Here is a 26,304-nt window from a genome sequence, read left to right as displayed (position 1 = left end):
GAACAATAAATGTTGAGATCCCTGAAGTTCACAGCCCTGACCCTGGGCCTGATGGGTGCGGCAAGCGCAATGGCCGCCGGCCCGGATCTGACCGTGGTGTCGTTTGGCGGGGCGAACAAGGCGGCGCAAGTCAAAGCCTTCTACGCACCGTGGGAAGCGGCGGGCAACGGCAAGATCGTCGCGGGTGAGTACAACGGTGAGATGGCCAAGGTCAAAGCCATGGTCGATACCAAGAGCGTGTCCTGGGATCTGGTGGAAGTTGAATCGCCGGAACTGTCCCGTGGCTGCGACGAAGACATGTTCGAGCAGCTCGATCCTGCGCTGTTCGGCAAGACCGAAGACTACGTCAAAGGCGCGATCCAGCCGTGCGGCGTGGGCTTCTTCGTGTGGTCGACCGTACTGGCCTACAACGCCGACAAACTGAAAACCGCACCGACCAGCTGGGCGGATTTCTGGGACACCAAGAAATTCCCGGGCAAGCGCGGCCTGCGCAAAGGCGCCAAGTACACCCTCGAATTCGCACTGATGGCCGACGGCGTTGCGCCGAAAGACGTCTACAAGGAACTGGCCAGCAAGAACGGTCAGGACCGTGCGTTCAAGAAACTGGATGAGCTGAAACCGAACATCCAGTGGTGGGAAGCCGGCGCCCAGCCGCCGCAATACCTCGCGTCCGGTGACGTGGTCATGAGTTCGGCCTACAACGGTCGTATCGCTGCGGTGCAGAAAGAATCCAACCTGAAAGTGGTGTGGAACGGCGGCATCTACGACTTCGACGCATGGGCCATCCCGAAAGGCCTGGACAAGGCGCGTGCCGAAGCGGCGAAGAAATTCATCGCGTTCTCGGTGCAGCCGCAGCAGCAGAAGACCTACTCGGAAAACATCGCATACGGTCCGGCCAACTCCCAGGCCGTGCCTTTGCTGGACAAGGCGATCCTGAAAGACATGCCGACCACCCCGGAAAACATCGCCAACCAGGTGCAGATCGACGTCAGCTTCTGGGCTGACAACGGTGAGCAACTGGAGCAGCGTTTCAACGCCTGGGCTGCGAAGTAAGGCGTGATGCATACGCGGCGTCACCCCAAGGGTGACGCCGTCATTCAAAAGATTTGCGGAGTACGTCATGGCTATCGCCGTTCCCCTGAACGAGGGCAACAGCCCCACCTTGAAGCAGCGGCTCAAGCACGCCGAGCGGGTCAACCGCTGGAAGGCCCAGGCGCTGATCGCGCCACTGGTGCTGTTTCTGTTGCTGGTGTTCCTGGTGCCGATCGTGGCGCTGCTCTACAAAAGCGTCGGCAACCCGGAAGTCGTGGGCGGCATGCCTCGCACCGTGACGGCCATCGCCAGTTGGGACGGTCGCGGACTGCCCGCTGAACCGGTTTACAAGGCCGCCGGCGAAGACCTCGCCGAAGCCCGTAAAAACCAGACCTTGGGCGATCTGTCCAAGCGCCTGAACATGGAGTTGGCCGGCTATCGCAGCCTGCTGACCAAAACTGCCCGCTCGCTGCCCTTCGCCAGCGAACCGGCCTCTTATAAAGAAGCGCTGGAAGGTCTCGACGAACGTTGGGGCGATCCGGCCTACTGGCAGGCCGTGAAGCGCAACACCAGCAGCATCACGCCGTTCTATCTGCTGGCGGCGGTGGATCATCGCATCGACGACCTCGGCGAACTGGCCCCGGCGACCCCGGATCAGGCGATCTACCTCGATATCTTCGCCCGGACCTTCTGGATGGGCCTGATCATCACCGTGATCTGCCTGGTGCTGGCCTATCCGCTGGCTTACCTGTTGGCCAACCTGCCGTCGCGTCAAAGTAACCTGTTGATGATTCTGGTGCTGCTGCCGTTCTGGACTTCGATCCTGGTGCGAGTTGCCGCGTGGATCGTGTTGCTGCAATCCGGCGGCTTGATCAACAGCGCGCTGATGGCCATGGGCATCATCGATAAACCGCTGGAGCTGGTGTTCAACCGCACCGGGGTCTACATCTCGATGGTGCACATCCTGCTGCCGTTCATGATCCTGCCGATCTACAGCGTGATGAAAGGCATCTCGCCGACTTACATGCGCGCCGCGATTTCCCTGGGCTGTCATCCGTTCGCCAGTTTCTGGCGGGTGTACTTCCCGCAGACTTACGCCGGTGTCGGCGCCGGTTGCCTGTTGGTGTTCATCCTCGCCATCGGCTACTACATCACCCCGGCGCTGCTGGGCAGCCCGAACGATCAGATGGTCAGCTACTTCGTCGCGTTCTACACCAACACCAGCATCAACTGGGGCATGGCCACTGCGCTTGGCGGTTTGTTGCTGCTGGCGACCGTGGTGCTTTATCTGATCTACAGCTGGCTGGTGGGCGCCAGTCGTCTGCGCCTGAGCTAAGGGGAATTTGAAATGCTGAGTCCTTATATGTCGCCCGTCGAGCGGGTGTGGTTCTACAGCTTGCGGATCCTCTGCGGCTTGATCCTGTTGTTCCTGATCCTGCCGGTGCTGGTAATCGTGCCGCTGTCGTTCAACTCGGGCAGCTTCCTGGTGTACCCGCTGCAGGGCTTTTCGCTGCACTGGTATCAGGACTTCTTCGCCTCGGCGGAATGGATGCGCTCGCTGAAGAACAGCATCATCGTCGCCCCGGCCGCGACCGTGCTGGCCATGGTCTTCGGCACGCTGGCGGCCATCGGCCTGACCCGTGGCGACTTTCCCGGCAAGGCGCTGGTGATGGCACTGGTGATTTCGCCAATGGTGGTGCCGGTGGTGATCATCGGTGTAGCGAGTTATCTGTTCTTCGCGCCGCTGGGGCTGGGCAACAGTTTCTTCTCGCTGATCGTGGTGCACGCGGTGCTGGGTGTGCCGTTCGTGATCATCACGGTGTCGGCGACCTTGCAGGGCTTTAACCACAATCTGGTGCGGGCGGCGGCCAGCCTCGGGGCTTCGCCGTTGGTGACATTCCGTCGGGTGACCTTGCCGCTGATTGCGCCGGGGGTGATTTCCGGTGCGCTGTTTGCCTTTGCGACATCGTTCGATGAAGTGGTGGTGACGTTGTTCCTCGCCGGGCCCGAGCAGGCGACGTTGCCTCGGCAGATGTTCAGCGGAATTCGCGAGAACCTGAGTCCGACGATTGCGGCGGCAGCGACCTTGCTGATTGCCTTCTCGGTGATCCTGCTGCTGACGCTGGAGTGGTTGCGTGGGCGGAGTGAGAAGCTGCGTACTGCCCAAGTTTAGTATCAGGCTCAAGAACCACCCCTCACCCCAACCCTCTCCCCAGAGGGGAGAGGGGGAAAGGGAGCCGATCTCCGTGCTTATCAGAATATTCGGTGGACTTAGGAGCGGGAGCTGATCTGCTTGTTTTCAGAACCTGAGTACGACTCGGAGTCACAGGTCGGTGTATCTCTCCCAGTCACCGCGGTCAGTTCCCTCTCCCTCCGGGAGAGGGCTAGGGTGAGGGCGCTCTTGATCTTGCCTCCACCATTCACAACCTGAATGACAGACAACCCCAATTCCCCAGCTACGCTTGTGCTCAGCTCCCACATCTATAAGAGGCTGCGCACGATGAGTCTTTCCTCGTTCAAGATCGCTCACAAACTGATCACCGGCGCCGGGGCCATCGAGCAACTGGCGGCCGAACTCACGCGGCTGGATATCGATAACCCGCTGATTGTCACCGATGCCGCACTGGTCAAGTCCGGCACGGTGGAGCTGGCGCTGGCGCAGATCGGCGAGCGCGAGTACGAAATCTTCGACCGCGTGCTGCCGGATCCGGAAATTGCCATCGTCGAGGACTGCATGCGCGTCTACCGAGAGGGCGGGCATGACGGGCTGATCGGCCTCGGTGGCGGCAGTGCCATCGACATCGCCAAGAGCGTCGCGGCGTACGCCGGTTATCACGGCGCGCTGGAAGATTTGTTCGGCGTCGACCAGGTGCCGCGCAAAGGCCCGCCGCTGATCGCCATCCCGACCACAGCCGGCACCGGTTCCGAGGTGACCAACGTGGCGATTCTTTCGGACAAGGTCGCCCAGTTGAAGAAAGGCATCGTCAGCGACTACCTGTTGCCGGACGTGGCACTAGTCAGCCCGCAAATGACCCTGACCTGTCCGCGCAGCGTCACCGCCGCCAGTGGTGTCGATGCGCTGGTGCATGCCATCGAGTCCTATCTGTCGCTAAATGCCTCGCCGATCACCGATTCGCTGGCCATCGGCGCGATCAAACTGATCGCCCGGTCATTGCCCAAGGCCTACGCCAATCCGTCCAACCTGCAGGCTCGTGAGGATATGGCTACCGCCAGCCTTATGGCCGGGATGGCGTTCGGCAATGCCGGGGTCGGCGCGGTGCATGCGCTGGCGTATCCGCTGGGCGGGCGCTTCAACATTGCCCACGGCGTCAGCAACGCGTTGTTGCTGCCGTATGTCATGACCTGGAACAAGATGGCCTGCGTCGAGCGGATGCAGGATATTGCCGAAGCCATGGGGGTGAAGACCGCTCATCTGAGTCTCAATGAAGCCGCCGACAGCGCCGTCGCGGCAATGACCGAACTGTGCGCTGCGGTAGAAATCCCGCCGGGCCTGCGCAGTTTCGGCGTGCCCGAAGACGCGATCCCGGCCATGGCCGTAGAGGCCGCAGGCATCGAGCGCCTGATGCGCAACAACCCGCGCAAGCTCAGTGCTGGCGACATCGAGAAGATCTACCGGGCGGCGTACTGAGAACCCGCCGGTCATCGGTCATGGCACAACCCAATCATCGCGGTCACGGTGCGCGCGCGGAAACTTGAGGTATACAATGCGCGCCATCGTGATTTAGCTCAGAAAAGGTGCGTCATGCAGCCCTTCGTTATTGCTCCGTCGATTCTCTCCGCCGACTTCGCCCGCCTGGGCGAGGAAGTGGACAACGTTCTGGCCGCCGGTGCCGACTTCGTTCACTTCGATGTCATGGACAACCACTATGTGCCGAACCTGACCATCGGCCCGATGGTCTGCGCCGCGCTGCGCAAATACGGCATCACCGCGCCGATCGACGCGCACCTGATGGTCAGCCCGGTGGATCGCATCGTCGGCGACTTCATCGAGGCCGGCGCCACCTACATCACCTTCCACCCGGAAGCCACGCTGCACGTCGATCGTTCGCTGCAACTGATCCGTGAAGGCGGCTGCAAATCCGGTCTGGTGTTCAACCCGGCGACCCCGCTGGACGTGCTCAAGTACGTGATCGACAAGGTCGACATGGTCTTGCTGATGAGCGTCAACCCGGGCTTCGGCGGGCAGAAATTCATCCCCGGCACCCTCGACAAGCTGCGCGAAGCCCGCGCGATCATCGATGCCTCGGGCCGTGATATCCGCCTGGAAATCGACGGCGGCGTCAACGTCAACAACATCCGTGAAATCGCCGCTGCCGGCGCCGACACCTTTGTCGCCGGCTCGGCGATCTTCAATGCGCCGAACTATCAGGAAGTCATCGACAAGATGCGTTCCGAACTGGCGCTGGCCCGCCCATGAGCGGATTTGAGCAGCTGTTCCCGGGGCAACTGCCGCGGTTGGTGATGTTCGATCTGGATGGCACGTTGATCGACTCGGTACCCGACCTGGCGGCGGCGGTGGATAACATGCTGCTCTCCCTCGGGCGCAAGCCTGCCGGTATCGAGTCGGTGCGCGAGTGGGTCGGTAACGGTGCGCCGGTGCTGGTGCGCCGCGCCTTGGCCGGTGGCATCGACCATTCCGCCGTGGATGACGTCGAAGCCGAGCATGCGCTGGAGGTGTTCATGGAAGCCTACGGCGCCAGCCATGAGCTGACCGTGGTCTATCCCGGCGTGCGCGACACCCTGAAATGGCTGCACAAGCAGGGCGTGGCCATGGCGCTGATCACCAACAAGCCGGAGCGCTTCGTCGCGCCGCTGCTGGATCAGATGAAGATCGGCCGCTACTTCAAGTGGATCATCGGCGGCGATACGCTGCCGCAGAAGAAGCCCGATCCGGCGGCGCTGTTCTTCGTCATGAAGATGTCCGGCATTCCGGCCTCGCAATCGCTGTTCGTCGGCGACTCGCGCAGCGACGTGCTGGCGGCGAAGGCGGCGGGGGTCAAGTGTGTCGCGCTGAGTTATGGCTACAACCATGGCCGGCCGATTGCCGAGGAATCCCCGGCGCTGGTGATCGACGATCTGCGCAAGCTAATTCCCGGTTGCCTGGATACGGCCGCTGAGATAACGTTGCCCGACGCATCTCAATCCCCTTCTGGAAACGCCATCGTGGTGGTCACCCGCAAACTCTGGATGAAAGTCATCAAGGCCCTGGCCCGCTGGCGTTGGCGCGCCTGACTTGTTCCTCGCCGGCCTGCCGGCGCGTTTGCACACCTGACTGATTTGCACCTCACACCACGAGGCACCCTATGATCCGCGAAGAATTCCTGCGTCTGGCCGCTGACGGCTACAACCGCATCCCGCTGGCCTGCGAAACCCTGGCCGACTTCGACACCCCGCTGTCGATCTACCTGAAACTGGCCGACCAGCCCAATTCCTATCTGCTCGAATCGGTGCAGGGCGGCGAGAAATGGGGCCGTTACTCGATCATCGGCCTGCCGTGCCGCACCGTGCTGCGGGTTCATGATCATCACGTCAGCATCACCGTCGATGGCGTCGAGACCGAAAGCCACGACGTCGAAGACCCGCTGGCCTTCGTCGAAACCTTCAAGGCTCGCTACAACGTGCCGACCATCGCTGGTCTGCCGCGCTTCAACGGCGGCCTGGTGGGTTACTTCGGCTACGACTGCGTGCGCTATGTAGAGAAACGCCTCGGCAAATGCCCGAACCCGGACCCGCTGGGCGTGCCGGACATTCTGCTGATGGTCTCCGATGCGGTGGTGGTGTTCGACAACCTCGCCGGCAAGATGCACGCGATCGTGCTGGCCGACCCGGCGCAGGCCGATGCCTACGAGCAGGGTCAGGCCCAGTTGCAGGAACTGCTGGAAAAACTGCGTCAGCCGATCACCCCGCGTCGTGGCCTGGATTTCAGCAAGCAGCAGGCGGCCGAGCCGGTGTTCCGCTCCAGTTTTACCCAGGATGACTACGAAAAAGCCGTCGACACCATCAAGGAATACATCCTCGCCGGTGACTGCATGCAGGTCGTGCCGTCCCAGCGCATGTCGATCGACTTCAAAGCTGCGCCGATCGATCTGTACCGCGCGCTGCGTTGCTTCAACCCGACGCCGTACATGTACTTCTTTAACTTCGGCGATTTCCACGTCGTCGGCAGCTCGCCGGAAGTGCTGGTGCGGGTCGAAGACAACCTGATCACCGTGCGCCCGATTGCCGGCACCCGTCCTCGCGGGGCTACCGAAGAGGCGGACGTGGCGCTGGAAGAAGACCTACTGTCCGACGACAAGGAGATCGCCGAGCACCTGATGCTGATCGACCTCGGTCGCAACGACACCGGTCGTGTTTCGGAGATCGGCTCGGTGAAACTCACCGAGAAAATGGTTATCGAGCGTTATTCCAACGTGATGCACATCGTGTCCAACGTCACCGGCCAGCTGAAATCCGGCCTGACCGCCATGGATGCACTGCGAGCAATTCTGCCGGCGGGCACCTTGTCCGGGGCGCCGAAGATCCGCGCGATGGAAATCATCGACGAACTGGAGCCGGTCAAGCGTGGCGTGTATGGCGGCGCGGTCGGTTATTTCGCCTGGAACGGCAACATGGACACCGCGATTGCGATCCGCACTGCCGTGATCAAGAACGGCGAGCTGCACGTGCAGGCCGGTGGCGGCATCGTTGCCGATTCGGTGCCGGCGCTGGAATGGGAAGAAACCATCAACAAGCGCCGGGCGATGTTCCGGGCTGTTGCGCTGGCGGAGCAAACCCCGGACTGAGTGACGGGGGATTCAGCCACAAAAAAACGCGGCGCCTGTGAGGGCGCCGCGTTTTTTATGGCCTTCTGATCAGAAGTCGAGACTTACGCCAACATTGACCCCTTGCTGGGTAAAGTCGTCATCCTTGCGAATGTTGTAGCTGGCGCGAAGCGCGACTTCCTTGGTGAGGTAGTGACTGACGCCCAGGTTCAGGCGGTTGAGGTTGGTCTGCGGGGTGTAGCCTTCCAGGGTGTAGCGATTGTTCGGCAGGCTGTTGAGGTTCATCGTCAGATCCTGGGCGTCGTCGTTGTATTCGCGTTCGTGGGCGAATTCGCCGAAGACCTGGGTCTGTGCGGTGATCTGGTATTTGCCCTGGATGCCGAGACCGAGGCGGCGGGAGTTGCGCGACTGGTCATCGAAGGTCAGCGCCGTGGCGTCTGCGCCTTTTTCCGAGTAACCGTCGACTTCGACCTTGCCGAAATCGGCGCTGACGAATGGCGACAGGTGCCATGGGCTGCTGGCTTCTGGCGCGATGTCGTAGCCGACACGGCCGCCGATGGCCAGTACATAGCCGTCGGTATCGCCTTTCTCGCCACGTTCGTTGACCCCGAGCTGGAACTTGCGCTTCAGGCTGTCGTAGTCCAGATGTCCGGCGGTAACGGCCAGGTCACCCCACCAGCGATTCTGCTGGTATTGGGCGAATGCGGTGCCCATGTAGGAATTGAGCTTGTACTCGGAGTCGTTGTCGCCGGCTTCGATTTTCTGGTGGTAGAAACCCGCCGCCACACCCACGCGCCAGGCGTCGTCGAGGCGGTAGCTGCCGCCGATGTTCAGGTTGTAACCGTTGCCGTCGGCGCTTGCTCCTGCGTGCTGGTCATCGAAGTCCTGATGCTGGCCGCCAGCGGAGACAATCGCTCGCCATTGACCGACGCCTTGCCAGTTTTCCCAGTCGGCCAGCCATTGATTGCGCAGTTCATCCTGATGCGCACGCAATGTACCCTGAGCCATCTCCGGCAGGAGGGTCAGCTCCCACGGGGCAGCCAGCAACGAGTAGGCGTAATCGGCGATCAAACGTTGTCCGGCTTCGGTCGGGTGCACCGAGTCGTTGTAAATCAGCTTGGTTGGATCCGGCGTGGCGCTGTTGATCCCGTACCGGGCGTTTTCGGTGCAGCCATCGCCGCTGAAGCAGGTAGCGACCAGATTCTGATCGGTGGCCAGGCCGAACTGTGCCGGATTGGCAAACGCCTCCTTGAGCAGCACCGGAATGTTCAGCGGAATGACGTTGGCATTGACCGTCTGCAACTGGCTCACCAGTTCGGTGTTGAACTGGGCGCTGAGTTGCGACGTGAAGCCTTGCAGCGGTGAGCCGTTGATGGCCGGGGTCAGGCCGATGTCCGGCAGCAGCCAGACCATGATGTAGCGGGCACCCGCACCTTGCAGAGTGCGCACACTGTCGACCAGCCGATCAGCGGCGGCATTGGCCTGAGGCAGGCTGGTGACGCGGCCCTGAAGGAAGTCGTTGCCGCCTCCGGTCAAGTAATACAGGGCATTCGGGTCGGCGCGGAAGCCGTTCGACGGCAGGTAGCCGGCACGGGTGCGTTCACCGCTGGCGGACGTAGTGGTGATCGAATCGAGAATCTGGTCGGTGCGATAGCCACCGACCGCCCAGTTATTGCCATCCGGCAAACCCTGGCCTGCACGTACCGCCGAGTCTGCGGAAGCGGTCTGATTCGGCGTGAAGCCCAGGCGGCCGCCAATCAGTTGGGTGGCGTTGAGCGAGTAGAACTCTCCGCTGCCGTCCTGATAGTTGGGGCCGGTGCGGTTGGTAAACCGTTTGACCGAGCCGGCGGGACCATCCGGATCGGAAAACGTCCCCGCGTCGCTGAGACTGTCACCGAAGACAACGAAATTCGAATAAGGATTGGGTGCGGCGTTCGCCTGGGCGCAGGCCAGCGCGAGCAGGCATCCGGCGAGCGGTACAAACAACGTCTGTTTGATCATGAGCAAGTCCGTTTATTTATTGTTGTATGGAACGAAACGACAGTACCAAAAACTTCCGGCGTTTTGCCATCGGTCGTCAACCCTCCCATAGTTTTCCCCCCCGTCAGGCCCGGCCATATTGCACGCTCTGCCCAGCTAAGTTACTGTGCGGGAACGTATGAACGAGACCTTCCCCGTGTTGATCACCAGCAAACTTCTGGATCAAGTCATCAAGGCACACGCCCGCTGGCGTTGGCGCGCCTGAATCTTTTCTGCCGGCCCCGCCGGATCTGTATCGCTCTGCCTTCCTTGCCCGTTTGAAATGCCGCCTTGCCGTCGCCACTTGCGCGTCCGACTTTGTGCAGCGTCCTGGCAAGTCATCCGAAGGCTGTTTCCAAGTCAGAATTCAAGAGGTTCGAAACGCCATGTTGCTGATGATCGACAACTACGACTCCTTTACTTACAACGTTGTGCAATACCTCGGCGAGCTGGGTGCCGAGGTCAAGGTCGTGCGCAACGACGAACTGAGCATCGCCGAAATCGAAGCGCTCAACCCTGAGCGCATCGTGGTCTCCCCCGGTCCCTGCACACCGACCGAAGCCGGTATCTCCATCGACGCCATCAAGCACTTCGCCGGCAAACTGCCGATCCTCGGCGTCTGCCTTGGCCACCAGTCAATCGGTCAGGCCTTCGGCGGTGATGTGGTGCGTGCCCGGCAAGTGATGCACGGTAAGACTAGCCCGGTATTCCACGAGGACAAGGGCGTTTTTGCCGGTCTGAATCGTCCGTTGACCGTCACCCGCTATCATTCCCTGATCGTCAAACACGAGACCTTGCCCGATTGCCTGGAGCTGACCGCGTGGACTCAGCACGATGACGGCTCGGTCGATGAAATCATGGGCCTGCGTCACAAGACCCTGAACATCGAGGGCGTACAGTTCCACCCGGAATCGATCCTCACCGAGCAGGGCCATGAACTGTTTGCCAACTTCCTCAAACAAACCGGCGGCACGCGCTAAGGACTCTCCATGAATATCAAGACAGCCCTGAGCCGTATCGTCGATCACCTCGACCTCAGCACCGAAGAAATGCGCGACGTGATGCGCGAAATCATGACCGGCCAATGCACCGACGCGCAGATCGGCGCGTTCATGATGGCCATGCGCATGAAGAGCGAAAGCATCGATGAAATCGTCGGCGCGGTGTCGGTGATGCGCGAGCTGGCCGATCAGGTCGAACTCAAGACCCTCGACGGCGTGGTCGATGTGGTCGGCACCGGCGGTGACGGCGCGAACATCTTCAACGTTTCCACGGCTTCGGCCTTTGTCGTTGCCGCTGCCGGCTGCACCGTGGCCAAGCACGGCAACCGTGCGGTGTCGGGCAAGAGCGGCAGCGCCGACCTGCTGGAAGCCGCCGGCATCTACCTCAACCTGACGCCGGTTCAGGTGGCACGTTGCATCGACAACGTCGGCATCGGTTTCATGTTTGCCCAGACCCATCACAAAGCCATGAAGTACGCCGCCGGCCCGCGCCGCGACCTGGGACTGCGTACCCTGTTCAATATGCTCGGCCCGCTTACGAATCCGGCCGGCGTCAAACATCAGGTAGTCGGCGTGTTCACCCAGGCTCTGTGCCGGCCATTGGCCGAAGTCTTGCAGCGTCTGGGCAGTAAACACGTGCTGGTGGTGCATTCGAAGGATGGTCTGGACGAGTTCAGTCTCGCCGCGCCGACTTATGTGGCCGAGCTGAAGAACAACGAAATCACCGAGTATTGGGTCGAGCCGGAAGATCTGGGCATGAAGAGCCAGAGCCTGCACGGTCTGTCGGTCGAGGGCCCGGAAGCCTCGCTGGCGCTGATCCGCGATGCACTGGGCAAGCGCAAGACCGAAAACGGCCAGAAGGCTGCGGAAATGATCGTGCTCAATGCCGGTGCGGCGCTGTACGCAGCTGACCTGGCAACCAGTCTGAAAGAAGGCGTGGCACTGGCCCACGACGCTCTGCACACCGGTCTCGCTCGTGAGAAACTCGAGGAGTTGGGTGCCTTTACCGCGGTATTCAAAGTGGAGAATGAGGGATGAGTGTACCGACGGTTCTGGAAAACATTCTGGCCCGCAAGGTTCAGGAGGTCGCCGAGCGTAGCGCCCGTGTGAGCCTGAGCGAGCTGGAAAGTCTGGCCAAGGCGGCCGATGCACCCCGTGGTTTTGCCCAGGCATTGCTGGCGCAGGCCAAGAAGAAACAGCCGGCCGTGATCGCCGAAATCAAGAAGGCTTCGCCGAGCAAAGGCGTGATCCGCGAGAACTTCGTTCCCGCCGACATCGCCAAAAGCTACGAGAAGGGCGGGGCGACCTGCCTGTCGGTACTGACTGATATCGATTACTTCCAGGGCGCCGATGCCTACCTGCAACAGGCCCGCGCCGCGTGCTCGCTGCCGGTGATCCGCAAGGACTTCATGATCGATCCGTACCAGATCGTCGAAGCCCGTGCCCTGGGTGCCGATTGTGTGCTGCTGATCGTCTCCGCGCTGGATGACGTGAAAATGGCCGAGCTGGCTTCAGTGGCCAAAGGCGTCGGCCTCGATGTGCTGGTGGAAGTCCACGACGGCGATGAGCTGGAGCGCGCATTGAAGACTCTCGACACGCCGCTGGTCGGGGTCAACAACCGTAACCTGCACACCTTCGACGTGAGCCTGGAAACCACTCTCGACCTGCTGCCACGCATTCCGCGCGATCGTCTGGTGATCACCGAGAGCGGCATCCTCAATCGAGCCGATGTCGAACTGATGGAAATCAGCGACGTTTACGCGTTCCTGGTCGGCGAAGCGTTCATGCGCGCCGAAAGCCCGGGCATTGAACTGCAACGTCTGTTCTTCCCTGAGCGCGGCGTTCCGGTGAGCGGTTCGACCCTCGACTGATCGACTCTTCGCAGGCGCCCGTATCCCTGTGGGAGCGGGCTTGCCCGCGAAGGCAGCATAAGATTCACCTCAGGCTCAACGTCCTATGGAAACCTTATGATCCCCACTTCCCTGACCATCGAAGCCGGCCTGCAAGCCGAGCAGGATCTGCTGGCCTCGGTCTGCGCCGGTGATGCCGAATTCGGTCTGCTGTTCTGGCAGCCCAGTGATCGTGCTTTGGTCATGCCTCGCCGTTTGAATCGCCTCCCCGGATTCGATCACGCCTGTGAAGTCTCCGCCGCTGCCGGTTGGCCGGTGTTGCTGCGTGAAACCGGCGGTGAACCAGTTCCGCAATCGGCGTCCACGATCAACATTGCACTGGTCTACGCGCCGCCTCGCAGCGAAGGTGATCTGAACCGTATCGAAACCGGTTACCGGCGTCTGTGTGATCCGATCTGTCAGTTGCTGGATGAGTTGGGCGGCACGTCGTCGCTGGGTGAAATCGACGGCGCGTTCTGCGACGGTCGCTTCAACGTCAACCTCGATGGCCGCAAAATGGTCGGTACCGCTCAGCGCTGGCGCCAGAGTCAGGGTGGGCAGCGTCCGGTGGGATTGGTGCACGGTGCGATGCTGCTGGATGATGAGCGCGAATCGATGGCGGCGGCGGTCAACCGCTTCAACGAGGCGTGCGGCCTGGAGCAACGGGTACGTGCCGCCAGCCACATCGCGTTGCATGAGAAATTCCCGGCGCCCCATGCGTTGGCGCGTCTCGACGAACTCTTTCGTTTGATGCTGGCGCAGATCTACACCGGCTGAGTTTTCGAACTCAGCGAGTGCCGAAGACCACCATGGTCTTGCCCTTCACATCCACCAGGTTGCGTTCCTCAAGATCCTTGAGCACGCGACCGACCATCTCCCGCGAACAGCCGACAATCCGCCCGATTTCCTGACGGGTCACCTTGATCTGCATGCCGTCCGGGTGGGTCATCGCGTCGGGTTGCTTGCACAGCTCCAGCAGGCAGCGAGCAACACGACCCGTGACATCGAAGAACGCCAGGTCGCCGACCTTGCGCGTGGTGTTGCGCAGGCGTTGTGCGATTTGTCCGCTGAGCACGTAAAGAATGTCTGGATCCTGCTGCGACAGTTCACGGAATTTGGCGTAGCTGATTTCCGCGACTTCGCACTCGACCTTGGCCCGCACCCAGGCGCTGCGCTGCTGCTCCTGGCCGGCCTCTTCGAACAGGCCCAGCTCACCGAAGAAGTCCCCGGCGTTCAGGTACGCGATGATCATCTCGCGGCCGTCGTCGTCCTCGATCAGGATCGTGACCGAACCGCGGATGATGAAGTACAGCGTATCCGAGCGATCCCCGGCGCAGATGATGTTGCTCTTGGCCGCATGACGCCGGCGCTGGCAATGCATCAGCAGTTTGTCGAGGTTCTTGATTTTGGGTGTGGGGGTAATACCAACCATGGTTGTATCCCGAAAAGACTGCACGGTTATATTTGGTTTTTATATGAGGCGCTGAGGCGATCGCTACAAATACCGGCTTGGGGCGCCAGTGAATTGGCGCCAGCTTACCAGACACTTCGTCGAAAATTCGAGAAATTACCTACGCAGTAAAGGCATCGGTCCTAGGATCACCGCTCGCGGTCAAACCGGGACCCTGTGCTAAGCTGGCGACCCTTTTTTCTACAGTGGAGTCTTGGCGATGAAGGCACGCATCCAATGGGCTGGCGAAGCCATGTTCCTCGGCGAATCCGGCAGCGGTCATGTCGTGGTCATGGACGGTCCGCCGGACGCCGGTGGTCGTAACCTGGGTGTTCGCCCGATGGAGATGCTCCTGCTGGGCGTTGGCGGCTGCAGCAATTTCGACGTGGTCAGCATCCTGAAGAAGTCCCGGCAGGCCGTTGAAAGCTGCGAAGCTTTCCTGGAAGCCGAACGCGCAACCGAAGATCCGAAAGTGTTCACCAAGATCCACATGCACTTCGTGGTCAAGGGCCGTGGCCTGAAAGAAGCCCAGGTCAAACGCGCCATCGAGCTGTCGGCGGAGAAGTACTGCTCGGCCTCGATCATGCTCGGCGCCGCCGGCGTGGCAATCACCCACGACTATGAAATCGTCGAACTCGGCTGAGCCGACATTCAACTATCATAAAAGCAGTGCAGACTCTGGCGATCCCCCGCTGACGTCTGCATAATGCGCCACTTTTTTCAGGGCCGTGATCAGTCAACCGACGGGTCATCCGCCTGAACAGATAACCAAAATCGCCATCGCGAAGAGGTGTTAACCGTCCTACGCAGGTGCGTTGTTCGCACTTGACGGGCATGCTTGATCACGCGGCCGGGCCGCATACATAGAGAGTTTTTAACGGTGAAAAGCAAACTCAAGCTCCACGGGTTCAATAACCTGACAAAGACCTTGAGCTTCAACATCTATGACATCTGCTACGCGGAAACCCCGCAAGACCAGCAGGCTTACGTCGAGTACATCAATCAAGAGTACAACGCCGAACGCCTGACGCAGATCCTCACGGAAGTTGTCGAAATCATTGGTGCCAACATTCTGAATATTGCCAGTCAGAACTATGAGCCTCAGGGTGCCAGCGTCACGATTCTGATCTCGGAAGAACCGGTCACCCCGACCGAAAGCCAGATCGAAGAGTCCCCGGGTCCGCTGCCGGAAATCATCCTGGCCCACCTCGACAAGAGTCATATCACGGTGCATACCTACCCGGAAATCCATCCGGACGCCGGTATTGCGACGTTCCGTGTGGACATCGACGTGTCGACCTGTGGTGTCATTTCACCGCTCAAAGCGCTCAACTTCCTCATTCACCAGTTCGATTCGGACATCGTGACCGTGGATTACCGTGTGCGCGGCTTTACCCGTGACGTTGAAGGCAACAAGCACTTCATCGACCACGAGATCAACTCGATCCAGAACTACCTTTCCGAAGACACCCGCGACGCGTACCAGATGACCGACGTGAACGTGTACCAGGAAAACCTGTTCCACACCAAAATGCTGCTGAAGAACTTCGAACTGGATAACTACCTGTTCGGTGATGCCACCAGCAACCTGTCGTCCGAGCAACGTGCTCAGGTGACCGAGCGTGTGAAACACGAAATGCTGGAAATCTTCTACGCGCGCAATATGCCGAGTTAAGAAGTCCAGGCACAAAAAAGGCGACTGCTTTGCGGCAGTCGCCTTTTTTATGGGCGTTTTTCAGATCCGGTAAGTGCTCTTGGTCATCACTTTGGCCAACAGGCTCATGCCGAACTTCACCGGTGCCGGGAAGCGGAAGCCGCCAGCCTCCAGCGCACTTTCTGCGTGATGTTCTTCATCAATACGCATCTGCTCAAGAATTGCCCGGGATTTTTCATCCTCGGCCGGCAGTTGTTCCAGATGCTCGTTCAGGTGCTTGCACACCTGATGCTCGGTTGCCGCGACAAAACCGAGGCTGACCTTGTCGCTGATCAGCCCCGCAACTGCACCGATCCCGAACGACATCCCATAGAACAGCGGATTGAGCACGCTGGTGTGACTGCCCAACTGGTGAATGCGCTGTTCGCACCAGACCAGATGATCGATCTCTTCTTCGGCCGCATGTTCCATGGCTTCGCGCACCTGCGGCAGCTTGGCGGTCAGGGCCTGGCCCTGATACAGCGCCTGTGCACAGACTTCGCCGGTATGGTTGATGCGCATCAGGCCGGCGACGTGGCGGGTGTCTTCGTCGCTCATCTGCACGTCGGGCTGCACGATGGCCGGCGACGGGCGGTACGGCTGGCCGCTGAAGGGCAGCAGGGTTCGCATCGCGGCATCGGCTTGCAGCAGAAGACGGTCAATTGGCGAATAGTGACGTTGGGTAGTCATGCTGACCTCCGGGAAAAATCTCGGCGGCCAGTTTAACCGAATCGGCCGGGGAAGGTTTGCGCTGGGTCATGTGGGAGCAGGGCGCTCCCACAGATTTCGAGTCGATCAGCCCGGCGGCCAGTTCATCTGGCGTTGGCCGAGTACGTGCATATGAATGTGGTAGACCGTCTGCCCACCCTTTTCATTGCAGTTCATCACCACCCGGAAGCCTTCTTCGCAGCCCAGCTCCAGCGCCAGGCGCTGAGCGGTGAACAGGATGTGCCCGGCCAGTGCCTTGTCGTCTTCGGTCAGGTCGTTGAGGGTGCGCACCGGTTTCTTCGGGATCACCAGAAAATGCACCGGTGCCTGTGGGGCGATGTCGTGGAACGCCAGAACCTGGTCGTCCTCGTAGATGATCTTCGCCGGGATTTCCCGGTTGATGATCTTGGTGAACAGAGTATCCACAGCTGTTTTCTCCGTTGTGTGAGGTGGGCCGAGTGTACCCACGAGGGATCACCACGCCCAGCCAGTTGCCTGCCGGCCCTTCAGCGCGGGCAGTAAGCTTTGTTGACCATGCCGACGATGGTGCGGTTGAGCCAGCGCGAACCCAGTCGTGGCAGAAAGGCGAACCAGCGGTTCCGGCGCCCGGGAATGATGATTGCCCGGTTTTTTTCCAGGGCGCGCACGGTATACAGCGCGACCTCTTCGGGGCTCATCAGCAGTTTGCTGGCGTTGAGTTTTTCGTTGTTCAGTTGTGCCGTGCGAAAGAACGCCGTGCGCGTCGGGCCTGGGCAAAGCACCGAGACTTTCACCGCGCACTTTTTCAATTCCACTCGCAGCGCTTCGGAAAAATGCAGAACGTAGGCCTTGCTGGCGTAGTAGGTACTCATCCACGGGCCGGGATTGAACGCGGCCACCGATGCCACATTGAGAATCTGCCCGCCACCCTGCAGAGCCATGCTGTTGCCGATCGCATGGCAGAGGCGGGTGAGGGCGAGGATGTTCACCTCGATCAGATCCTGCTCGGTCATCCAGTCTTGGGCCAGGAACGGGCCGCACGTACCGATGCCAGCGCAGTTCACCAGCAGGTCGATCTGCCGGTCGCCTTCTTCAAGCTCCAGCAGGAATCCGGACAGGCGCAGCGGCTCGCCCAGGTCGCAGGCGCGGAACAGTACCTCCACACCGAAACGCTGGGTCAGTTCAATCGCAATGCTTTCCAGCTGATCACGCTGTCGGGCCACCAGAATCAGGCTGCGGCCACGGCGGGCCAGGGCTTCGGCCATGGCCAGGCCAATGCCGCTGGAAGCGCCAGTGATCAGAGCGTAACGGGTCATGCAGTTCTCCATCGCAACAGCTCCGCGCCGTGGACGCAGGTGTCACGGCGGGGAGCGCTGTTCATTCTTTCGCAGAGTCTACAGGGGCGGGTGCAGGTTCGGCTGCATCGTCCACCGGATTCGGCACGGGCTCAACTTCGACATCGACTTCATCGGCGGTCACCGAACCGCTTTCATAACTGCTTTCGAGGCTGGTTTCGTACTCCTGCTGAATGGCGGAAATCCCGCCCAGCATTCCACCGACGAAGAACAGGCCGATGAAGACGATCCACAGGGAGCAGAGCACTTTGACGGCGGTGCTGTTCGGTGGGGGTGGCGGGCCATAGCGATTGGCGCCGGTATTGCCCGGCATGACCATGATCACCAGCGGGAAGAAGCTGCCCACGAACGGTACCAGGGTCAGCAGCCAGAGCCAGCCTGACCAGCCGATGTCGTGCAGACGCTGAATGCTGAACAGGATGCCGACGATCGCGAAGGCCAGGAACAGGAAGAAGGCGAAGATGCCGCCGATGATCAGGCCGCTGGTCGAGTCGGTACTCACCAGCCCCAGACCGATCAGCGCGAAAGCGCCGACGATCGGCAGGGTTACCAGACTCAACACCATTGACCATGCCAGGTAGCGCAGGCGTCCAATCCGGCCTTCCACGCTGAAGGGCTTGAGCGTGGCGAATTCTGCCAGTCGTTCACCGACACTGGCCCGGGGTGGGGCATAGGGGGAGTCAGGTTCTGCCATCGGAGCGGAGTGTTCCTGCACATCGGACAGATTCAGTTCGATGGCTGTTTCCGGTTCGATCCGGGCGTCGATCCCGGTCTTGCCCAGCGCTTGCAGATAAGCCTGGGCATCGCTGTGCGACAGGTCGCGTTTGAGGGCAACGGCACGTCCATTGAACAGGCGTTCGATGGCGGCCACATCGCTCTTGAACAGATCGGCCAGATTGAGTTTGGCTGTGGTGATATCGACACCGGGCTGCAGGGCACCGTCGAAAACGATCTTGTAACGGGTTTCGCTCATGGCCGAGGCATCCTTGTCGCGAAGAAATTGAATTGAGACGTGTCGCAACCACCAAGTGTAAGGCCAGTCAGGCTGCAACTGGCCGGAATTTTCTCAGCGCGGCCAGCGGTTCGGTAGCTGTGCCGCATGTTCCAGGGCCTGGCGATACTCTGCATCGAGGCGCGCCACCAGTTGGTCCACGCTTGGCAGGTCTTCGATCTGGCCAACCCCCTGGCCGGCCGACCACACGGTTTTCCAGGCTTTGGCCTCATCGTTGATCGGCTTGAGTTTGTCACCGAAGTTCACTTCACCCTTGCCTTGCAGTGCTGCCATATCGAAACCGGCAGCCTCCAGGCTTTGGCGCATGAAGCTGGCCGGGACTCCAGACACGGCCGGAGTATGAATGATGTCCGCTGCCTTGGCTGTCAGCAGCATCTCCTTGTAGGCGTCGGGCGCATGACTTTCAGTCGTACCGATGAATCGCGTACCGAAGTAGGCCAAATCCGCGCCGAGCAGCTGTGCGGCGAGAATCTCATGGCCGTGGTTCAAACATCCTGCAAGCAGCAGCGTCTTGTCGAAGAACTGGCGAATCTCGGCGATCAGCGAGAACGGGCTCCAGGTGCCGGCATGTCCACCGGCGCCGGCGGCAACGGCGATCAAGCCATCGACGCCGGCTTCGGCGGCTTTTTCCGCATGGCGGCGAGTCGTCACGTCGTGAAAAACCAGGCCGCCGTAGCTGTGCACCGCATCGACCAATTCCTTCACCGCACCGAGGCTGGTGATGACGATGGGCACCTTGTGCTCGACGCAGATGTTCAGGTCCGCCTCCAGGCGCGGATTGCTCTTGTGAACAATCAGGTTCACGGCATAAGGCGCCGGGTTGTCCAGCGTCGCCAGCCCTGCTTCGATCTGTTCCAGCCAGGCCTTGAACCCGCTGCTTTCGCGTTGGTTGAGCGCCGGAAAGCTGCCAACCACGCCATTGCGACAGCACGCGAGCACCAGTTCAGGATTGGAAATCAGGAACATCGGCGCGGCCACGACGGGCAGACGCAGACGTTGTTCGAGCAGAGCGGGCAGCGACATCGGAAGTACCCCGGAAAGTTGAACCAGTTGAAGTTAGAACGGCTTGACCACGACCAGAATTACGATAGCCAGCAATATCAGAACCGGGACTTCATTGAACCAGCGATAAAAGACATGGCTGCGGGTGTTCTCGCCACGGGCAAAACGTTTTACCTGTGCGCCACACATGTGGTGATAACCGATCAACAGCACCACCAGGGTCAGTTTGGCGTGAATCCAGCCACCGCTGCTGAAGATGCCCGGGTTCAGGTAAATCAGCCAGCCGCCAAAGATCAGCGCGGCGATCATCGCCGGGCCCATGATGCCGCGATACAGCTTGCGCTCCATGACGCTGAAGCGTTCCTTGCTGATCGTATCTTCACTTTGTGCGTGGTAGACGAACAGTCGCGGCAGGTAGAACAGTCCGGCAAACCAGCACACGATGCTGACGATATGCAGCGCTTTGATCCATAGATAGAGCATTTTTGGTTTTTCCCTCATTCACGGTAGGCCGGATAGTAGAGGCTTGAGCGTCCGCACGTCACCTTGACGGTTGTCGCAGGGGCGCGCGGCCCCTATTATCGACGGCTTTCCAGTGGGTTCGTTGAGGGCAGGTTTATGGTCAAGGTCGGTATCGTCGGCGGCACGGGTTACACCGGTGTCGAACTGCTGCGTCTGTTGGCACAGCATCCGCAGGCAGAAGTGGTTGTGATCACTTCCCGATCCGAGGCCGGTCTGGCCGTGGCTGACATGTACCCGAACCTGCGCGGTCACTATGACGGTCTGGCATTCAGTGTGCCTGACATCAAAACTTTGGGCGCTTGCGACGTGGTGTTCTTCGCGACTCCGCACGGCGTTGCCCACGCACTGGCCGGCGAATTGCTGGCAGCGGGCACCAAGGTCATCGACTTGTCGGCGGACTTCCGTCTGCAGGACGCCGATGAGTGGGCCAAGTGGTACGGCCAGCCGCACGGTGCGCCGGAGCTGCTGGATGAAGCGGTTTACGGCTTGCCGGAAGTCAACCGTGAGCAGATCAAGAAAGCGCGCCTGATCGCGGTGCCGGGTTGCTATCCGACTGCAACGCAGCTGGGTTTCCTGCCATTGCTTGAGGCAGGTCTGGCTGATACTTCGCTGTTGATCGCCGACTGCAAGTCGGGCGTCAGCGGTGCCGGTCGTGGTGCTTCCGTAGGCTCGCTTTACTCCGAGACGTCGGAAAGCATGAAGGCTTATGCGGTGAAAGGTCACCGTCATCTGCCGGAAATTCGTCAGGGTCTGCGTCGTGCAGCGGGCAAGGATGTCGGCCTGACCTTCGTGCCGCACCTGACACCTATGATTCGTGGCATTCATTCCACGCTTTACGCGACCGTGGTGGATCGCTCCGTCGATCTGCAGGCGCTGTTCGAGAAGCGTTATGCCAATGAGCCGTTCGTCGACGTGATGCCGGCCGGCAGCCATCCGGAAACCCGCAGTGTGCGTGGCGCGAACGTTTGCCGTATCGCGGTTCATCGCCCACAGGATGGTGATCTGGTGGTGGTGCTGTCGGTGATCGACAATCTGGTCAAGGGCGCGTCGGGCCAGGCGGTGCAGAACATGAACATTCTGTTCGGGCTGGATGAGCGCTTTGGTCTGTCCCACGCGGGCATGCTGCCGTAAGACTGATCTTGCTTGATGAAAAGGCCCGTCTGACGGGCCTTTTTGCATTCTGGGTCGCCGATGGCTTTATTGATATACCGTAACAATAGTTGACCGATTTTCTAGGACAAGCGGATAATGCGCGTCATCACGCATTATGGCGGCGTAACGCCGGGAGATAGTCAGCATGAGCGTCGAATCCTTCACCCCCTCGGCTTTGCAATTCACTCAGGGTGCCGCGCACAAGGTGAAGAGCCTGGTCGATGAAGAGGGGAATGATCGCTTGAAGCTGCGCGTATTCGTTACGGGCGGCGGTTGTTCAGGGTTTCAGTACGGCTTCACTTTCGATGAGGATGTGGCCGAGGATGACACCATCGTCGAGCGCGAAGGCGTGAGTCTGGTGGTTGATCCGATGAGCTTCCAGTACCTGGCAGGTGCCGAGGTGGACTACCAGGAAGGTCTGGAAGGTTCGCGCTTCGTGATCAAGAACCCGAATGCCACCACCACTTGTGGTTGCGGTTCTTCGTTCTCGATCTGATCTCGTTTCACCTTACACAACAAAACGCCGCAGAACCTCACGGTTCTGCGGCGTTTTGTTATCTGCGTTTTATCTCAATTGGGGTAGATGGCGCCGAGTATGCGCAGGCCTTTTGCGCCGGTGACGCTGGGGCGATTGGCTGGGATGCCTTCAAGGCAACAATGGGCCAGCCAGGCAAAGGCCATGGCTTCGACCCAGTCTGGATCGACACCGTGAGACGCTGTGCTGGCGACTTTTGTGTTGGGCAGCAGGTCGGCAACGCGCTTCATCAGGGTGGTGTTGTGGGCGCCGCCGCCGCAGACCAAAAGCTCTTCAGTATTCGATTGGGCGCTTTGCAGCGATTCGACGATGGTCAGCGCTGTCAGTTCGAGCAGCGTTGCCTGTACGTTTTCGGGAGCGAAATCCGGCAGGTGTGACAGTTGCTGTTCCAGCCAGGGCAGGTTGAACACTTCGCGGCCGGTGCTCTTCGGACCTTTGGTCGAGAAGAAGGAATCGCTCAACAATGCCTTGAGAAGGGTTGGTTCAACTTTGCCGCTGGCTGCCCATTGACCGTTGCGATCATAGTTTTCGCCACGCTGTCGATGAATCCACGCATCCATCAGCACATTCCCAGGGCCGCAGTCGAAACCGGCTACAGGCTTGTTCGGCTCAATCAGACTGAGATTGCTGAAACCACCGACATTCAGGACTGCGCGGTTACCGGTACGCTCTTCGAACAACGCTTCATGGAAGGCAGGAACCAAGGGGGCGCCTTGACCGCCGGCGGCCACATCGCGGCTGCGGAAGTCACTGACTACCGTAATGCCGGTCAGCTCGGTCAGCAGGGCAGGGTTGCCGATCTGTACGGTGAATCCGCGTGCCGGTTCGTGGCGAATGGTCTGGCCGTGGCTGCCGATTGCGCGAATGGCTTCGGGTTTGAGCTGTTGCTGTTCGAGCAGGACGTGGATGCCTTTGGCGGCAAGTTTCACCCAGTTCTGCTGGGCGATGGCCGAGCGGGCAATCTCGTCGGGACCGCTGGCGCACAAGCCAAGCAGCTCGGCACGCAGGGATTCAGGCATGGGAATGTAGTGCGTGGCGACCAGGTTGATCGCCGAGGTCTGCTCGATCAGGGCGATGTCCAGACCATCGAGACTGGTTCCGGACATCACGCCGATATAAAGAGCCATGGCTTAACGCTTGCTCGAAGCCAGCATGGTGGCCTTCTCTTGATCCATGCGTGCCATCAACGGCTGGCTCTGCGCCAGGAAGCGCGCGCGCTCGGATTTGGCGATCGGATCAGCCATTGGCAGCTTCTGGCCCAACGGGTCGACGTGAACGCCGTTGACCTGGAACTCATAGTGCAGGTGCGGGCCGGTAGACAGGCCGGTAGTGCCGATGTAGCCGATGACCTGGCCCTGCTTGACGGTACCGCCGGTTTTCACGCCTTTGGCGAAGCCTTGCATGTGGCCGTACAGCGTGCGGTAGGTATTGCCGTGCTGAATGATCACGGTGTTGCCGTAACCACCACGGCGACCGGCCAGCAATACTTTTCCGTCACCGGCAGCCTTGATTGGCGTACCGCGTGGGGCGGCGTAATCGACACCTTTGTGGGCGCGGATCTTGTTGAGGATCGGGTGTTTTCGGCCCATGGAAAACTTGGAGCTGATGCGGGCGAAGTCCACCGGGGTGCGAATGAACGCCTTGCGCATGCTGTTGCCGTCGGCAGTGTAGTAGCTGCTGTTACCTTGCTTGTTGGTGTAACGCACGGCAGTGTAGGTCTTGCCGCGGTTGGTGAACCGGGCGGACAGGATCGGGCCATTGCCGACGGCTTTGCCATTGACCACTTTCTGCTCGTAGATCACGTCGAACTCGTCACCCTGGCGGATATCCTGGGCGAAGTCGACGTCGTAGCCGAATACGCTGGCCATATCCATGGTCAGGCTGTGGGACAGGCCGGCGCGGGCGGCGGACTGGGACAGTGAGCTATTGATCACGCCGTGGACATAGGCGGTACGAACGGTTGGCTTGGCGGTAACGCGGTTGAAGACATAACCCTTGTCGTTCTTGGTCAGGGTGATGGTTTCAACGTCGCTGACCTTGCTGTGCAGGTTGGTCAGTTGACCTTGTGGATTGAGTTCGAATTCGAGTTTCTGGCCGTGTTTGAGCTGGCTGAACTGCTTGGCCTGTTTGTCGCTGGCCAGAACTTCGTGCACGGCAGCGGCGGGGAGGCCAACCTTCTCGAACAATGTCGAAAGAGTGTCACCCTTGGAGACGATCACTTCCCTGTGGCCTGGAGCCTTCTTTTCAGGAGCGACCGGTGCAGGCGCTGGTGCGGCCTGGGCGGTTTCAGGTGTGTCTTCTGCGCTGTTTTCGATTTGTGCGAAGGGTGAGGCTACTGGTTCATTTGTGGCTTGAGCCGCATCAGCAGCGTCTTGATCTTGTGTCAGTTGTTCAGCAGGACTTTCCAGTTCAAGGCTCAGGGTCGTCTTTTTGGCTTCAACATCACTGGAAGGAAATACCAGGAGCGCCAGGCTGAGAAGGGCGGCGATCCCACTTGCGGCAAGCAGGTGGGTCTTCGGGTAAAGCGGTGGCGCTTTAGACGGTTCAGTGGTCATAAGTAGTTTTGACTTTGAAAAGATGAATTGGAAAAGATGAATGACATGATGAAGATGAAATAACTGTATAAAATATAACCAAATCATCTCTGAGGCAAGTCCGCAGGTGTCTCGCCCGTGGATTGGTATCCGTGCGCCGGGCAAAACTTGTAATTGGTGCGCGATCTTGTATGGTTGGTTCCCTTTGAATCTGAGCCTTGCGGGTCTGTTATGAAGTCGGTTGAAGAGCAGCTAGCGCTGATTAAACGTGGTGCGGAAGAACTGTTGGTCGAGTCCGAGCTGATCGAAAAGCTCAAGCGTGGCCAGCCGCTGCGAATCAAGGCCGGCTTCGATCCAACGGCGCCGGATCTGCACCTTGGTCACACTGTGCTTATTAATAAGCTGCGTCAGTTCCAGGAGCTGGGGCATCAGGTGATCTTCCTGATTGGTGACTTCACCGGGATGATCGGTGATCCGAGTGGCAAGAGTGCGACTCGTCCGCCGCTGACCCGTGAGCAGGTTCTGGAAAATGCCGAGACCTACAAGACTCAGGTATTCAAGATCCTTGATCCGGCGAAAACCGAAGTCGCGTTCAACTCCACCTGGATGGATCAGATGGGGCCTGCAGACTTTATTCGTCTGACTTCGCAGTACACCGTTGCTCGTATGCTCGAGCGTGATGACTTCGACAAGCGCTACACCACCAATCAGCCAATCGCCATTCATGAGTTCCTCTATCCGCTGGTTCAGGGGTATGACTCGGTTGCATTGCGCGCGGATGTTGAGCTGGGCGGTACCGATCAGAAGTTCAACCTGCTGATGGGGCGCGAACTGCAGCGTGGTTATGGTCAGGAAGCTCAGTGCATTCTGACGATGCCGCTGCTCGAAGGGCTGGATGGCGTTAAAAAGATGTCCAAGTCGTTGGGCAACTACGTCGGTATCCAGGAAGCGCCGGGTGTCATGTACAGCAAGCTGGTTTCGATTCCGGACGCGTTGATGTGGCGCTACTTCGAGCTGCTCAGCTTCCGTTCGATGGATGAGATCAATGATTTCCGTGCCGATGTAGAGGCGGGCGCCAATCCTCGCGACATCAAGATCAAGCTGGCTGAAGAAATTGTTGCGCGCTTCCATGGGGAGGAGGCTGCTGCCAATGCTCATCGTGGCGCGGGTAACCGTATGAAGGATGGCGAGCTGCCAGATGATTTGCCAGAGGTTGAGCTGACTGCTGCCGAGGATATGCCGATTGCTGCTGTCCTTAATAAGGCTGGCTTGGTGAAGAACTCGGCGGCGGCTCGTGATCTGCTGGCTTCCGGAGGTGTGCGTATAGATGGCGAGGTTGTCGATCGCTCCTTTATATATGTGCTGGGCGCGACTCACGTTTGCCAGGCCGGCAAGAAGGCCTTTGCACGGATTACGCTGAAATCTGAGGAAAGTTGAAATAAAGGGGTTGACGGCGAATTTTAGATGTCTATAATTCGCCCCACTTCCGGCGCAGTCGAAACGGAAAGCTCCTTGAGATTCAATGAGTTAAGTAGGTTTCGAGAGTGGGTCGCTTCAGTTCATCGAAGCCTGGAAGGCGTTGGGAATGCCGGTTTGTCTGGCGCTTTCAACGGTTTGATCTTCTCGATTGAAAGCGGAG

The 26,304-nt window shown here is 59.8% G+C and carries 26 protein-coding genes; 16 read left to right on the top strand and 10 right to left on the bottom strand.

Annotated features, from left to right (window positions below; genetic code table 11):
• Positions 1 to 9: 9 nt before the first annotated feature.
• The 7 genes from M5B98_RS05890 to trpE all read left to right on the top strand — a co-directional run bounded on the left by M5B98_RS05890 (position 10) and on the right by trpE (position 7,835).
• Positions 10 to 1,053: an ABC transporter substrate-binding protein gene (locus M5B98_RS05890; RefSeq protein ID WP_085709228.1), complete on the top strand. Its 1,044-nt coding sequence runs from the start codon at positions 10 to 12 to the stop codon at positions 1,051 to 1,053.
• Between the two features lie 67 nt (positions 1,054 to 1,120).
• Positions 1,121 to 2,368, top strand: a complete 1,248-nt coding sequence (locus tag M5B98_RS05885) for an ABC transporter permease (protein WP_248742189.1) — start codon at positions 1,121 to 1,123, stop codon at positions 2,366 to 2,368.
• Between the two features lie 12 nt (positions 2,369 to 2,380).
• Positions 2,381 to 3,205, top strand: coding sequence for an ABC transporter permease (locus M5B98_RS05880; protein WP_085709230.1), 825 nt, complete (start codon positions 2,381 to 2,383; stop codon positions 3,203 to 3,205).
• 327 nt (positions 3,206 to 3,532) lie between these two features.
• Entirely contained in the window at positions 3,533 to 4,681 is a 1,149-nt protein-coding gene (locus M5B98_RS05875; RefSeq protein WP_248742188.1) for an iron-containing alcohol dehydrogenase, read from the top strand.
• A gap of 114 nt (positions 4,682 to 4,795) precedes the next feature.
• Positions 4,796 to 5,470: a ribulose-phosphate 3-epimerase gene (rpe, locus tag M5B98_RS05870; protein WP_003228808.1), complete on the top strand. Its 675-nt coding sequence runs from the start codon at positions 4,796 to 4,798 to the stop codon at positions 5,468 to 5,470.
• A complete protein-coding gene (locus M5B98_RS05865; RefSeq protein WP_085688443.1) occupies positions 5,467 to 6,285 on the top strand; it encodes a phosphoglycolate phosphatase in 819 nt (272 codons plus the stop codon). Before rpe ends, M5B98_RS05865 begins: the two co-directional genes overlap by 4 nt.
• Positions 6,286 to 6,356: 71 nt before the next feature.
• On the top strand, positions 6,357 to 7,835 hold the full coding sequence (gene trpE / locus M5B98_RS05860; protein ID WP_085709232.1) for an anthranilate synthase component I: 1,479 nt from the start codon (positions 6,357 to 6,359) through the stop codon (positions 7,833 to 7,835).
• Between the two features lie 69 nt (positions 7,836 to 7,904).
• Here the strand turns inward: trpE and estP are convergent, their stop codons facing one another.
• Complete coding sequence (gene estP / locus M5B98_RS05855) at positions 7,905 to 9,815, bottom strand: esterase EstP (protein WP_248742187.1); 1,911 nt, start codon at positions 9,813 to 9,815, stop codon at positions 7,905 to 7,907.
• A 404-nt stretch (positions 9,816 to 10,219) separates the two neighbouring features.
• Here estP and M5B98_RS05850 point away from each other — a divergent pair, with 404 nt between their 5' ends.
• From M5B98_RS05850 to M5B98_RS05835, 4 genes are all read left to right on the top strand, one after another.
• Entirely contained in the window at positions 10,220 to 10,813 is a 594-nt protein-coding gene (locus M5B98_RS05850) for an aminodeoxychorismate/anthranilate synthase component II (RefSeq protein WP_248742186.1), read from the top strand.
• A gap of 9 nt (positions 10,814 to 10,822) precedes the next feature.
• On the top strand, positions 10,823 to 11,872 hold the full coding sequence (trpD, locus tag M5B98_RS05845) for an anthranilate phosphoribosyltransferase (protein ID WP_085709235.1): 1,050 nt from the start codon (positions 10,823 to 10,825) through the stop codon (positions 11,870 to 11,872).
• Complete coding sequence (gene trpC / locus M5B98_RS05840; protein ID WP_119427656.1) at positions 11,869 to 12,705, top strand: indole-3-glycerol phosphate synthase TrpC; 837 nt, start codon at positions 11,869 to 11,871, stop codon at positions 12,703 to 12,705. Before trpD ends, trpC begins: the two co-directional genes overlap by 4 nt.
• 96 nt (positions 12,706 to 12,801) lie before the next feature.
• The gene (locus tag M5B98_RS05835; protein ID WP_248742185.1) at positions 12,802 to 13,500 is read left to right on the top strand and encodes a biotin/lipoate A/B protein ligase family protein; all 699 of its coding nucleotides are present in this window, start codon (positions 12,802 to 12,804) and stop codon (positions 13,498 to 13,500) included.
• A gap of 10 nt (positions 13,501 to 13,510) precedes the next feature.
• On the opposite strand, the gene crp is transcribed toward M5B98_RS05835, so the two are convergent.
• Positions 13,511 to 14,155 (bottom strand): cAMP-activated global transcriptional regulator CRP, encoded by a 645-nt coding sequence (crp, locus tag M5B98_RS05830; RefSeq protein WP_011336190.1) that lies wholly within the window; start codon positions 14,153 to 14,155, stop codon positions 13,511 to 13,513.
• Positions 14,156 to 14,393: 238 nt separating this feature from the next.
• On the opposite strand from crp, the gene M5B98_RS05825 reads away from it, so the two are divergent.
• Both M5B98_RS05825 and speD read left to right on the top strand, forming a co-directional pair.
• Positions 14,394 to 14,816, top strand: coding sequence for an OsmC family protein (locus M5B98_RS05825; protein ID WP_003228794.1), 423 nt, complete (start codon positions 14,394 to 14,396; stop codon positions 14,814 to 14,816).
• Positions 14,817 to 15,053: 237 nt separating this feature from the next.
• Positions 15,054 to 15,848: an adenosylmethionine decarboxylase gene (gene speD, locus M5B98_RS05820; protein ID WP_007956315.1), complete on the top strand. Its 795-nt coding sequence runs from the start codon at positions 15,054 to 15,056 to the stop codon at positions 15,846 to 15,848.
• 60 nt (positions 15,849 to 15,908) lie between these two features.
• On the opposite strand, the gene coq7 is transcribed toward speD, so the two are convergent.
• The 6 genes from coq7 to hemJ form a co-directional block, all read right to left on the bottom strand.
• Complete coding sequence (coq7, locus tag M5B98_RS05815) at positions 15,909 to 16,556, bottom strand: 2-polyprenyl-3-methyl-6-methoxy-1,4-benzoquinone monooxygenase (protein ID WP_007956317.1); 648 nt, start codon at positions 16,554 to 16,556, stop codon at positions 15,909 to 15,911.
• Between the two features lie 105 nt (positions 16,557 to 16,661).
• Complete coding sequence (locus tag M5B98_RS05810; protein ID WP_003228789.1) at positions 16,662 to 17,000, bottom strand: histidine triad nucleotide-binding protein; 339 nt, start codon at positions 16,998 to 17,000, stop codon at positions 16,662 to 16,664.
• Positions 17,001 to 17,080: 80 nt separating this feature from the next.
• Positions 17,081 to 17,869: an SDR family NAD(P)-dependent oxidoreductase gene (locus M5B98_RS05805; protein ID WP_248742184.1), complete on the bottom strand. Its 789-nt coding sequence runs from the start codon at positions 17,867 to 17,869 to the stop codon at positions 17,081 to 17,083.
• 61 nt (positions 17,870 to 17,930) lie between these two features.
• Complete coding sequence (locus M5B98_RS05800) at positions 17,931 to 18,881, bottom strand: DUF805 domain-containing protein (RefSeq protein ID WP_248742183.1); 951 nt, start codon at positions 18,879 to 18,881, stop codon at positions 17,931 to 17,933.
• A gap of 93 nt (positions 18,882 to 18,974) precedes the next feature.
• Complete coding sequence (locus M5B98_RS05795) at positions 18,975 to 19,943, bottom strand: NAD(P)H-dependent flavin oxidoreductase (protein ID WP_085709240.1); 969 nt, start codon at positions 19,941 to 19,943, stop codon at positions 18,975 to 18,977.
• A 33-nt stretch (positions 19,944 to 19,976) separates the two neighbouring features.
• On the bottom strand, positions 19,977 to 20,405 hold the full coding sequence (gene hemJ, locus M5B98_RS05790) for a protoporphyrinogen oxidase HemJ (RefSeq protein ID WP_248740060.1): 429 nt from the start codon (positions 20,403 to 20,405) through the stop codon (positions 19,977 to 19,979).
• Positions 20,406 to 20,540: 135 nt separating this feature from the next.
• On the opposite strand from hemJ, the gene argC reads away from it, so the two are divergent.
• Together argC and erpA are read left to right on the top strand one after the other, a co-directional pair.
• A complete protein-coding gene (gene argC, locus M5B98_RS05785) occupies positions 20,541 to 21,575 on the top strand; it encodes an N-acetyl-gamma-glutamyl-phosphate reductase (RefSeq protein WP_096817941.1) in 1,035 nt (344 codons plus the stop codon).
• A 166-nt stretch (positions 21,576 to 21,741) separates the two neighbouring features.
• The gene (gene erpA, locus M5B98_RS05780) at positions 21,742 to 22,092 is read left to right on the top strand and encodes an iron-sulfur cluster insertion protein ErpA (protein WP_248742182.1); all 351 of its coding nucleotides are present in this window, start codon (positions 21,742 to 21,744) and stop codon (positions 22,090 to 22,092) included.
• A 74-nt stretch (positions 22,093 to 22,166) separates the two neighbouring features.
• Here erpA and M5B98_RS05775 read toward each other — a convergent pair whose 3' ends face one another.
• Together M5B98_RS05775 and M5B98_RS05770 are read right to left on the bottom strand one after the other, a co-directional pair.
• The gene (locus M5B98_RS05775; RefSeq protein WP_248742181.1) at positions 22,167 to 23,258 is read right to left on the bottom strand and encodes an anhydro-N-acetylmuramic acid kinase; all 1,092 of its coding nucleotides are present in this window, start codon (positions 23,256 to 23,258) and stop codon (positions 22,167 to 22,169) included.
• Positions 23,259 to 23,261: 3 nt separating this feature from the next.
• Positions 23,262 to 24,686 (bottom strand): peptidoglycan DD-metalloendopeptidase family protein, encoded by a 1,425-nt coding sequence (locus tag M5B98_RS05770; RefSeq protein ID WP_248742180.1) that lies wholly within the window; start codon positions 24,684 to 24,686, stop codon positions 23,262 to 23,264.
• A gap of 210 nt (positions 24,687 to 24,896) precedes the next feature.
• Here M5B98_RS05770 and tyrS point away from each other — a divergent pair, with 210 nt between their 5' ends.
• Positions 24,897 to 26,102, top strand: coding sequence for a tyrosine--tRNA ligase (tyrS, locus tag M5B98_RS05765; RefSeq protein ID WP_248742179.1), 1,206 nt, complete (start codon positions 24,897 to 24,899; stop codon positions 26,100 to 26,102).
• Positions 26,103 to 26,304: the final 202 nt, after the last annotated feature.

The sequence above is a fragment of the Pseudomonas sp. MWU12-3088 genome (genome assembly GCF_023242405.1).
Classification (GTDB): Bacteria; Pseudomonadota; Gammaproteobacteria; order Pseudomonadales; family Pseudomonadaceae; genus Aquipseudomonas; species Aquipseudomonas kribbensis.
This window is presented reverse-complemented; position numbering and strand designations above follow the sequence as displayed.